A 9968-nucleotide genomic window follows, 5' to 3' on the forward strand; every position below is an offset into this window, starting at 1 on the left:
GGGTGGGCGTGCAGTTACCTTCAAACTTTGAATCAAAGGCCTAATCCATGTCACATCTTTATATCACCGGCACCGCACGACGCACGGGTAAATCGGCGCTCAGTCTGGGCTTTATGGATCGACTCAGCGCCAGCAGCGGCAATGTGGCCTATTTTCGGCCCATCATCATCGACAAAAACGACTCGGTGATGCGTCTGATGCGCTCCCGCTACGGCAGTCATGAGGGGTCCATTCACTACGGCCTGCTGGCCAGCGAGGCCCGCCCTCTGCTGGCCGCCGGCGACAAGGAGGAGATCGTCAAGCGCATTCTGGCCCGTTTTCAGCGCCTGGAGCACAGCTACAGCCACATCCTCTGCGAGGGGGTGGACTATGCCGCCAGCCTGCCGGGGGTGGAGCTGGACTTCAACCTGGAGCTGGCCAGCCACCTGAACTGTCAGATTATCGCCGTGCTTGATGGCTATCAGCGCGACTTCAGCCAGCTGAGCGAGGACCTACAGGCCCTGCAAGAGACGCTGGAGGAACACCACAGCGCCCTGTTCGCCCTGTTCATCAACCGGGTGGAGGAGGGCCTCAAGGCCGACATCAAGGCCCAGCTGAAGGAAGACCCGGAACTGGCGCGGATGCCCATCTATTTGATCAGCCAGCGCCCCCTGCTGGACATGCCCAGCGTGGGCGAGGTGGCCCGGGCGCTCGATGCCAAGGTACTGGCCGGCAGCCCCGCCAGCCTGGAGCGCGAGGTAGTGCATTTTCAGGTGGCGGCCATGGAGCTGCCGCATTTCCTGCGCCGGGTGCAGGATGGCAGCCTGGTGATCACCCCCGGCGACCGCTCCGATCTCATCGTCGGCAGCCTGATGGCCGATGCCAGCCGCAACTACCCGCAGATCGCCGGCCTGCTGCTCACCGGCGGTCTCAACCCGGCGCCCGAGGTGCTGCGTCTGGTGGACGGCCTGGGGCGGGCCAATCTGCCCATCCTGCTGGTGGAGCCGGATACCTTCGCCACCGCCCTGGCCGCCAGTCGGGTGGAGTCCCACCTGAACCCGGAGAACCCGCGCAAGCTGGCCGCCGCCCTGGCCCTGACCGAGGAGCTGGAGATCGACTGCAGCAGCCTGATCGGCGATGAGCTGGCCGACCGCTCCGAGCGCACCACGCCGTTGCGCTTTGAATATGAGATCATCCAGCGGGCGCGCGCCAACCGCCAGCGCATCGTCCTGCCCGAGGGCAGCGAGGAGCGGGTGCTGCGTGCCGCCGAGGTGCTTCTGCTGCGTGACGTGGCGGACATCATCCTGCTGGGCGATGTGGATGAGATTCGCGCCAAGGCGGCCCGCCTGGGGCTGCGCCTGGACCAGGCCCAGGTGATCGATCCGAGTCGTTCAGAGCTGCGCCAACGCTATGCCGATGCCCTGTTCGAGGCCCGCCAGGGCAAGGGTCTGACCCCAGAGGGTGCCTGGGATCTGGCCGAGGATGTGAGCTATTTCGGCACCCTGATGGTGCAGTGCGGCGATGCCGATGGCATGGTCTCGGGCGCGGTGCACACCACCCAGCACACCATCCGCCCGGCATTTCAGCTGATCCGTACCGCGCCGGGCCATGAGCTGATCTCCAGCGTATTCCTCATGAGCCTGGCCGACCGGGTGCTGGTGTATGGCGACTGCGCGGTCAACCCCGAGCCCAATGCCGAGCAGTTGGCCGAGATCGCCATCACCTCGGCGGCCACCGCCGAGCGCTTCGGCATCATCCCGCGGGTGGCCATGCTGTCTTATTCCACCGGCGATTCCGGCGCGGGCGAGGCAGTGGAGAAGGTGCGCCAGGCGGTGGCCATCGCCCGCCGCCAGGCACCCTGGCTGAAGCTGGAGGGGCCGATCCAGTACGATGCCGCGGTGGATGCCTCGGTGGCCCGCACCAAGCTGCCGGACAGCGAGGTGGCGGGACGGGCCACGGTGTTCATCTTTCCCGATCTGAATACCGGCAACAACACCTACAAGGCGGTACAGCGCACCTCCGGCGCCCTGGCCATAGGCCCGATTCTGCAGGGGCTGAACAAACCGGTGAACGACCTGTCCCGTGGTTGTACCATAGCCGATATCGTCAACACCGTGGCGATCACCGCCATCCAGGCCCAGGCCAGTGCGCGTTAACATCTGAAGTGCGGAGGGGTAAGCATGAGTCTGACGAAACCCGAGCCACCGGTCATGATCCTGCGGCTGCGCGAGGCGGGCATAAGGGGCGGCATCTGGGCCTTTATTGGCCTGCTCTATGCCGTGCTCTTTGTCTTCTTCGTGGTCTTCTCCCGGCGCTGGGACATACCGGCGGACCCCTTCTTTGTCGCCGCCGTGCTGGCCGCCACCATAGGTGCCCTGATCTACAGCAGCATGCGTCTGGCGGTGTTGATGGCCGGTCTGTTGTTTCCCATCAGCATCATCATGTTCACCCTGGGTGGCGGCGAGCTGGACCTGCTCCACCTGCTGGCCATCATGCTACCGGCCGGGGCCTTGATGGGGGCCTTGTATGGCTATCTGTCCCATGGCTCGCGCATCCGCTGCGCCGATGCCAAGACCCTGGCAGGCTTCTGTGTGGGTGTGTTGGTGGGGCTGCTCTATATGCTGTTGTCATCCCGCCTGCAAGGGGTGCCCCTGGCCTGGCTGGTGGCCGCCATGAGCCCCCTGACCGGGGTGCTCTATGTGTTGCTGGTGCCGACCTTTATCCACCTCTATGACGATCTGCTGCCGCCAGTGGGGGACGGTGCCCTGGTGGGGGGCTTTGTGGCCGTGTTCATCTCCATCTGCTCCTTTGTCATGGCCAGCAGCGTGGATACCGGCATGGCCGGCAACCTGGTGCCCGAGGTGGAGCTGGTGCTAGAGCAATTGCCCAGCGCCATGCTCGGCGGCGTTATCGGGGCCGGCCTGGCCGGGGTGATCTCCGGCCTGTTGCTGACCGACTGGCAGGATCTTTAGTATCCTGGCGTTAACCCGGATTCCGCCCTTCGGCAGGCTCAGGACAGCGCTGCGCTCCATCCGGGCTACACACTAATCTCTGTCCTCTGTCCTCTGTCTTCTGTCCTCTGTATTCACCATCACCAATAGGACTGCCAGCATGTTTGCCATTCGCCAGGTTATCAGTGATCCAGAGGAGTGGATTGCCGTTCCGCCAGAGATGCGCCATCGCCCTACGGAAGTGATATTCATCGCTATGGATGCCCCCGCCAAGCCCCCTTTGAATATCGAGGATGATCCTATCCGTAGTTTTTGTGGTTGTGGCTCAGGCGGTTCTACCGAGCGACTCCTGGAGGAGAGGCAAAAAGATCAGGGGCACGAATAGTGGGCCCTGTTTATCTGCTGGACACCTCTGCCTTGCTCACTGCTCGTGATAAGGAACCGGGTTGGGAGCGGGTAGCTGAGTTGCTCTATGCGGCGTGGGACGGAAAAACTATTTGCTTGGGCTGTTTCATTACTCTGATGGAAGTCTATTACCGGGTCTGGAAAGACGAAAATACGCTGGCTGGGCGGAGCGCCTACCAAGGCTGTTTGGCCTTGCCCATTCAGTGGGTTCATGAGTCCCCTGCCTTATTAGAGCGTGCGGCAATGCTGAAGGCGACACACCGGCTTTCTCTTGCAGATGCCTGGATTGCCGCTGCCGCACTGGAGTCTGAGGCCATACTGATTCACAAGGATCCAGAGTTTGAGTCATTGGAATCTGTTGCACAGGAGCGGCTACCCTATAAATGATTCGCTTCCGGTCGGCCTTTTTGTCCCAAGCAAAAGTTGTATTTTTGGGGTGGGCCGCTGCTGACCAACTGGCAGGATCTTTAGTATCCTGGCGTTAGCCCGGATGCCGCCCTTCGACAGGCCCTTCGGCAGGCTCAGGACACCGCTCAGGACAGCGCTGCGCTCCATCCGGGCTACACACTACCCTCTGTCTTCTGTCCTCTGTTCTCTGAATCAGCCCCCCTTCTTGTCTTCATCCTTGTCGATCAGGGAGATGCCGGACAGGCCGCCGAGTACCTTGCTGTCGTCACCGGCCCCGGCCCCTTCGGCAATGCGCTTGCCGGTCTCCTCGGCGCGGATCTTGAGCTTGGCGTTGGCCACCGAATCGGCGTAGTCATATACCGTCTGCTCCTCGATGATGCCATCAAAAAACAGTTGTACCAGGTGCTGGTCGAAGGACTGCATACCGTAGTTCGTGCCCTTTTCCACCATCTCCTTGATCTCGCCCAGCTCCATTTTTTCGATCAGGTCGGCGATGCGCGGGGTGTTCACCATGATCTCGATCACCGCCTTCTTGCCGCCGCCGATCTTGGGTACCAGGCGCTGACAGACGATGGCCTTGAGGTTCTGCGCCACGCGCTGGGCCAGGGCCTCGCGCTCGCTGCCGTCGTAGAAGCCGAGCATACGCTCGATCGCCAGGGAGGAGTTGTTGGCGTGCAGGGTGGATAACGCCAGGTGGCCGGTGTTGGCGAATTTCAGCGAATACTCCATGGTCTCCACGTCGCGGATTTCCCCCAGCAGGATGACGTTAGGGGCCTCGCGCAGGGCCGATTTCATGCCGGCGCTGAAGGATTCGGTATCGCTGCCGATCTCGCGCTGGGCGACGATGGATTTCTTGTGGTTGTGCATGAATTCGATGGGGTCTTCCAGGGTCAGGATATGGCAGGCCTTGTTGCTGTTGACGTGGTCGATCATGGCTGCCAGGGAGGTGGACTTACCTGAGCCCGTTGCACCCACGACGATGATCAGGCCGTTCTTCTCCATCATTAGCTTCTTCAACACCTCGGGCAGGCCGAGTTGATCGATGGTGGGTACCTCGGTGGGGATCTGGCGCAGCACCAGGGAGATCTCGCCACGCTGGCGGAAGGCGTTACCACGGAAGCGGCCGATGCCGCGATAGGCCAGTGAGAAGTCCAACTCGCCGGTCTTTTCCAGCTCGGCGAATTTCTTTTCCGGCAGATTCTCTCGTACCGCCTGTTCGGTCTCGCCCGGTTGCAGCCTCTCCCCCAGCTGGGCAAAGCCGTTGGGGGTCTTGATGGTGATCTTGGCACCGGTATGGAAAAACACGTCGGCACCGTCGTTTTTCACCATGATCTGTAGGATTTTGGGTAGATCTACGGCCATGAATAATCCCCTTTGTGCATTCAATCGGGCTAAAAGTATCACGCCCAAGAAAGATTGTTTATCCAAATTTTAGCCCGGCCTGGCCCGGCAAATGTACCCGCGTCGGCGCGGCCTGGGGTAGAATGCGGTCTTTTCCACCACAGACCCAGTCAGGAGCAACCATGGCCTACGATAAGATCCAGGTACCCGCAGCAGGCACCAAGATCAGCCTCAACCCGGACCAGTCCCTCAATGTGCCGAACAATCCCATCATCCCCTACATCGAGGGCGATGGCATTGGCGTGGATATCACCCCGGTGATGATCAAGGTGATCGACGCGGCGGTGGCCAAGGCCTATGGCGGCGAGCGCCAGATCGCCTGGATGGAGATCTTTGCCGGTGAGAAGGCGAACAAGCTGTACGGTGGCGATACCTGGCTGCCGGAGGAAACCTTCGAAGCGGTGCGGGAGTTTGTGGTCTCCATCAAGGGCCCGCTGACCACGCCGGTGGGTGGTGGTATCCGCTCCCTGAACGTCAGCCTGCGCCAGGTTCTGGACCTGTACGTCTGCCTGCGGCCGATACGCTACTACGCCGGCACCCCCAGCCCGTTAAAAAAACCGGAGCTGACCGACATGGTCATCTTCCGCGAGAACTCCGAGGACATCTACGCCGGGGTGGAGTGGGCCGCCGAGAGCGCCGAGGCACGCAAGCTGATCGGCTTTTTGCAGCACGAGATGGAGGTGAAGAAGATCCGCTTCCCCGAGACCTCCGGCATCGGCATCAAGCCCGTCTCCCGCGAGGGCACCGAACGTCTGGTGCGCAAGGCGTTGCAGTACTGCATCGACAACGACCGCGATTCCCTGACCCTGGTACACAAGGGCAATATCATGAAATTCACCGAGGGGGCCTTCAAGGACTGGGGCTATGCCTTGGCCAAGAGCGAGTTCGGCGCGGTGGAGATCGACGGCGGCCCTTGGTGTCGCTTCACGAACCCCAACACGGGCAAGGAGATCGTCGTCAAGGACGTGATCGCCGATGCCTTCCTGCAGCAGATCCTGCTGCGCCCGGCGGAGTACGACGTGATCGCCACCATGAATCTCAATGGCGACTATATCTCCGATGCCCTGGCGGCCCAGGTGGGTGGCATCGGCATCGCCCCCGGCGCCAATCTGTCGGATACGGTCGCCATGTTCGAGGCCACCCACGGCACCGCGCCCAAGTATGCCGGGCAGGACAAGGTCAACCCCGGCTCGCTGATCCTGTCGGCGGAGATGATGCTGCGCCACATGGGCTGGGTCGAGGCGGCGGATCTGGTGGTCAAGGCGATGGGCGCGGCCATCTCGGCCAAGACGGTGACCTATGACTTCGAGCGGCTGATGGAGGGGGCCAAACTGCTGTCCTGCTCCGCGTTCGGCGAGGCCATGATCGGGCAGATGTAGCGATATTAAAGCGGTCAGCGGTCAGCGATCATCCGGGGGTTCCGAGCGTCGGCTCGGAGGGCAGCTTTGCTGCCCCACACCCAGCCCAGGTAGGTGTGGGGCACCCTATGGTCCTTGGGTTACACCGCCTCCAGGGAAACGGCGTGCAGGCCCTTGGGGCCTTCGGTGACCTCAAACTGCACCCGCTGACCCTCTTGCAGGGTCTTGTATCCATCCATGGCGATGGAGGAGAAATGGACAAAGATGTCCTGTTCGCTATTATCGGGCACGACGAATCCATAGCCCTTGACGTTATTGAACCACTTGACGATTCCAGTAGGCATGTACAACTCCTATCCACTGTAGGTTTGATTGACGAAGGTTTTTCACGGCCGCGTCTGCGCACGGCTTGAGAAATTCCGCCGCCGATTATAGCGGTATAAAACCAACGGTCAATTTGGCTTCATTTTTGTGACAATCGGGTTGTGGGCAGGGTGCGGCGAACGGCTTGAGTTGACAGCGCTTCGCCCAGCCTACCTTGTTCCGTTACAATCACGCCATGGCCGATTTAGACGACGATGAGCAACAACAGGGTGATCTTGCCGTAGAAGAGGCGAGGCCCGAGATCAAGCAGCCGCCGCTGTTCAAGGTGCTGCTGCTCAATGATGACTACACCCCGATGGAGTTCGTGGTCCATGTCCTGGAGAGCTTCTTCACCATGCGAAGGGAAAAGGCAACGCAAATCATGTTGCATGTACATACCCGAGGCGTCGGCATCTGCGGCGTCTTTACCCGTGAGATCGCCGAAACCAAGGTGCAGCAGGTGAACGACTACGCCCGCGCCAACCAACACCCCCTGATGTGCAGCATGGAGGAGGCCTGATGCTCGGCAAAGACCTGGATTTCTCTCTGGCCCGCGCCTACAACGAGGCCAAGGGCAAGCGGCATGAATTTCTCACCATAGAACACCTGCTGCTGGCCCTGCTGGACAACCCCTCCTCGCTGGAGGTGCTCAGGGCCTGCGGTGCCAATCTGGACCAGTTGCGCGCCGATTTGACCCGTTTTCTGGATGAGACCACGCCGGTGATCCCGGAGCGGGACAAGCGCGACACCCAGCCCACCCTGGGCTTTCAGCGGGTATTGCAGCGTGCCGTGTTCCATGTGCAATCGGCCGAGCGCAATGAGGTCACCGGGGCCAATGTGCTGGTGGCCATCTACAGCGAGCAGGACTCCCAGGCGGTATTCTTTCTGCACCAGCAGGACGTGCAGCGGCTGGACGTGGTCAATTATCTGTCCCACGGCATCTCCAAGCAGATGCCCGAGAGCAACCGCGACCTGTCCCGGCCGGAGCAGGAGGGGGCCGCCTTCACCGCCGAGGACGACGAGCGTGAAACGGCCAGCCCCAGCGCCCTGGACAGCTACGCGGTCAATCTCAATGTCCTGGCCATGCGCGGTCGCATCGACCCCCTCATCGGCCGCAATCAGGAGGTGGAGCGCAGCATCCAGATCCTCTGCCGACGACGCAAGAACAACCCCCTGCTGGTGGGCGATGCCGGGGTGGGCAAGACCGCCATCGCCGAGGGCCTGGCGCTGAAGATCGTCGAAGAGGAGGTGCCTGACGTACTGCTCGATTGCACCATCTACTCCCTGGACCTGGGTGCCCTGGTGGCCGGCACCAAGTACCGGGGCGACTTTGAAAAGCGCCTCAAGGCGGTGCTGGCGCAGTTCAAGAAAGAGCCCGATGCCATCCTCTTCATCGACGAGATCCACACCCTGATCGGGGCCGGCTCCGCCTCCGGTGGATCCATGGACGCCTCCAACCTGATCAAGCCCATGCTCGCCTCGGGCGAGCTGCGCTGCATTGGTTCCACCACCTACGAGGAGTTTCGCGGCATCTTCGAGAAGGACCATGCCCTGGCGCGGCGCTTCCAGAAGATCGACGTGGCCGAGCCCAGCATCGAAGAGACCAAGGAGATCCTCAAAGGCCTGCGGCCGCGTTTCGAGGAGCACCATCAGGTGCGCTACACCGATGCCGCCCTGTCGGCGGCGGCGGAGCTGGCCGGGCGTTATATCAATGACCGCCACCTGCCGGACAAGGCGATTGACGTGATCGACGAGGCCGGCGCGGCCCTGCGCCTGCTGGCGGAGGACGAACGGCCAGAGGTGATCGACATGTCCCATGTGGAGGCGGTGGTGGCCAAGATCGCCCGCATCCCGCCGAAGAGCGTCAGCGCCTCGGATACCGAGGGCCTGAAAAACCTGGACCGCGACCTGAAGATGGTGGTGTTCGGCCAGGATCAGGCCATCGACAGCCTGGTGGCCGCCATCCGCATGAACCGCTCCGGCCTGGGCGGGGCGGAAAGGCCGGTGGGTTCCTTCCTCTTCGCCGGCCCCACCGGGGTAGGCAAGACCGAGGTCACCCGCCAGCTGGCTCGGATTCTGGGCATAGAGCTGATCCGCTTCGATATGTCGGAATACATGGAGCGACACACGGTATCACGCCTGATCGGCGCGCCGCCGGGCTATGTCGGCTACGATCAGGGCGGCCTGCTCACCGAGGCGGTGACCAAGACCCCCCACGCGGTGCTGCTGCTGGACGAGATCGAAAAGGCCCATGCCGATGTGTTCAACCTGCTGCTGCAGGTGATGGACCACGGCACCCTGACCGATAACAATGGCCGCAAGGCGGATTTCCGCAACATCATCCTGGTGATGACCACCAACGCCGGGGCCGAGGTGATGAGTCGCGCCTCCATCGGCTTCACCCATCAGGACCATTCCAGCGACGGCCTGGAGGCGATCAAGCGCCACTTCAGCCCGGAGTTTCGCAATCGCCTGGACAGCCTGGTGCAGTTTGGTGCCCTGGGCAGCGAGGAGATCGCCGGGGTGGTGGAGAAGTTCATCTTTGAGCTGGAGGGACAGCTGGAGGAGCGCCATGTCTCCCTCAGCCTGAGTAATGAGGCCAAGGTCTGGCTGGCGGAAAAGGGCTATGACCCGAAGATGGGAGCACGCCCCATGGCGCGACTGATCCAGGAGCAGATCAAAAAGCCCCTGGCGGAGGAATTGCTGTTTGGCCGCCTCAGGCAGGGCGGCAGGGTCAGGGTGCTGCGCGGGGAGGAGGGCTTGAGCTTCGAGATAGCCGGGCTGATGCAGGAGGCGGAAACGGAACAGCCACTGACCCTGCACTGAGGCACGGGCCGATCAGCGTTCCCGATAGGTGATACGGCCCTTGCTCAGGTCGTAGGGGGTCAGCTCCACCTTGACCTTGTCACCGGTGAGGATGCGGATGTAGTGTTTGCGCATCTTGCCCGAGATGTGCGCCGTGACTACATGACCGTTTTCCAGTTCCACGCGAAAGGTGGTATTGGGCAGGGTGTCGATCACCGTGCCGTCCATTTCGATTACATCTTCTTTTGCCATTACCTGTATTGCTCGGCTGTTTGGAAGCCGCGCATTATAGCACAGT

General features: G+C 61.8%; 10 protein-coding genes. 7 read left to right on the top strand and 3 right to left on the bottom strand.

All coding sequences use genetic code 11. The annotated features are described in order from the left end of the window. The first annotated feature begins 47 nt into the window (after positions 1 to 47). From pta to D5125_10240, 4 genes are all read left to right on the top strand, one after another. The gene (pta, locus tag D5125_10225; GenBank protein ID QFY89838.1) at positions 48 to 2135 is read left to right on the top strand and encodes a phosphate acetyltransferase; all 2088 of its coding nucleotides are present in this window, start codon (positions 48 to 50) and stop codon (positions 2133 to 2135) included. Between the two features lie 24 nt (positions 2136 to 2159). Further along, positions 2160 to 2951 (top strand): hypothetical protein, encoded by a 792-nt coding sequence (locus D5125_10230; protein QFY89839.2) that lies wholly within the window; start codon positions 2160 to 2162, stop codon positions 2949 to 2951. A 139-nt stretch (positions 2952 to 3090) separates the two neighbouring features. After that, complete coding sequence (locus tag D5125_10235; protein ID QFY89840.1) at positions 3091 to 3315, top strand: hypothetical protein; 225 nt, start codon at positions 3091 to 3093, stop codon at positions 3313 to 3315. Beyond that, entirely contained in the window at positions 3315 to 3722 is a 408-nt protein-coding gene (locus D5125_10240) for a PIN domain-containing protein (protein ID QFY91116.2), read from the top strand. Before D5125_10235 ends, D5125_10240 begins: the two co-directional genes overlap by 1 nt. A gap of 213 nt (positions 3723 to 3935) precedes the next feature. Here D5125_10240 and D5125_10245 read toward each other — a convergent pair whose 3' ends face one another. Further along, on the bottom strand, positions 3936 to 5105 hold the full coding sequence (locus tag D5125_10245) for a PilT/PilU family type 4a pilus ATPase (GenBank protein ID QFY89841.1): 1170 nt from the start codon (positions 5103 to 5105) through the stop codon (positions 3936 to 3938). 161 nt (positions 5106 to 5266) lie between these two features. Here D5125_10245 and icd point away from each other — a divergent pair, with 161 nt between their 5' ends. Continuing rightward, the gene (icd, locus tag D5125_10250) at positions 5267 to 6523 is read left to right on the top strand and encodes an NADP-dependent isocitrate dehydrogenase (protein ID QFY89842.1); all 1257 of its coding nucleotides are present in this window, start codon (positions 5267 to 5269) and stop codon (positions 6521 to 6523) included. Between the two features lie 119 nt (positions 6524 to 6642). Here icd and D5125_10255 read toward each other — a convergent pair whose 3' ends face one another. Then, positions 6643 to 6846, bottom strand: a complete 204-nt coding sequence (locus D5125_10255) for a cold shock domain-containing protein (protein QFY89843.1) — start codon at positions 6844 to 6846, stop codon at positions 6643 to 6645. Between the two features lie 215 nt (positions 6847 to 7061). Between D5125_10255 and clpS the strand changes: the two genes are divergently transcribed. After that, on the top strand, positions 7062 to 7385 hold the full coding sequence (gene clpS / locus D5125_10260; protein ID QFY89844.1) for an ATP-dependent Clp protease adapter ClpS: 324 nt from the start codon (positions 7062 to 7064) through the stop codon (positions 7383 to 7385). Further along, entirely contained in the window at positions 7385 to 9691 is a 2307-nt protein-coding gene (gene clpA, locus D5125_10265; GenBank protein ID QFY89845.1) for an ATP-dependent Clp protease ATP-binding subunit ClpA, read from the top strand. The genes clpS and clpA overlap by 1 nt, the downstream gene beginning before the upstream one ends. Positions 9692 to 9703: 12 nt before the next feature. Here clpA and infA read toward each other — a convergent pair whose 3' ends face one another. Beyond that, the gene (gene infA / locus D5125_10270) at positions 9704 to 9922 is read right to left on the bottom strand and encodes a translation initiation factor IF-1 (GenBank protein QFY89846.1); all 219 of its coding nucleotides are present in this window, start codon (positions 9920 to 9922) and stop codon (positions 9704 to 9706) included. Positions 9923 to 9968 lie beyond the last annotated feature (46 nt).

This window comes from gamma proteobacterium SS-5, from assembly GCA_009497875.2.
GTDB classification, from domain to species: Bacteria; Pseudomonadota; Gammaproteobacteria; order Chromatiales; family Chromatiaceae; genus Magnetovirga; species Magnetovirga frankeli.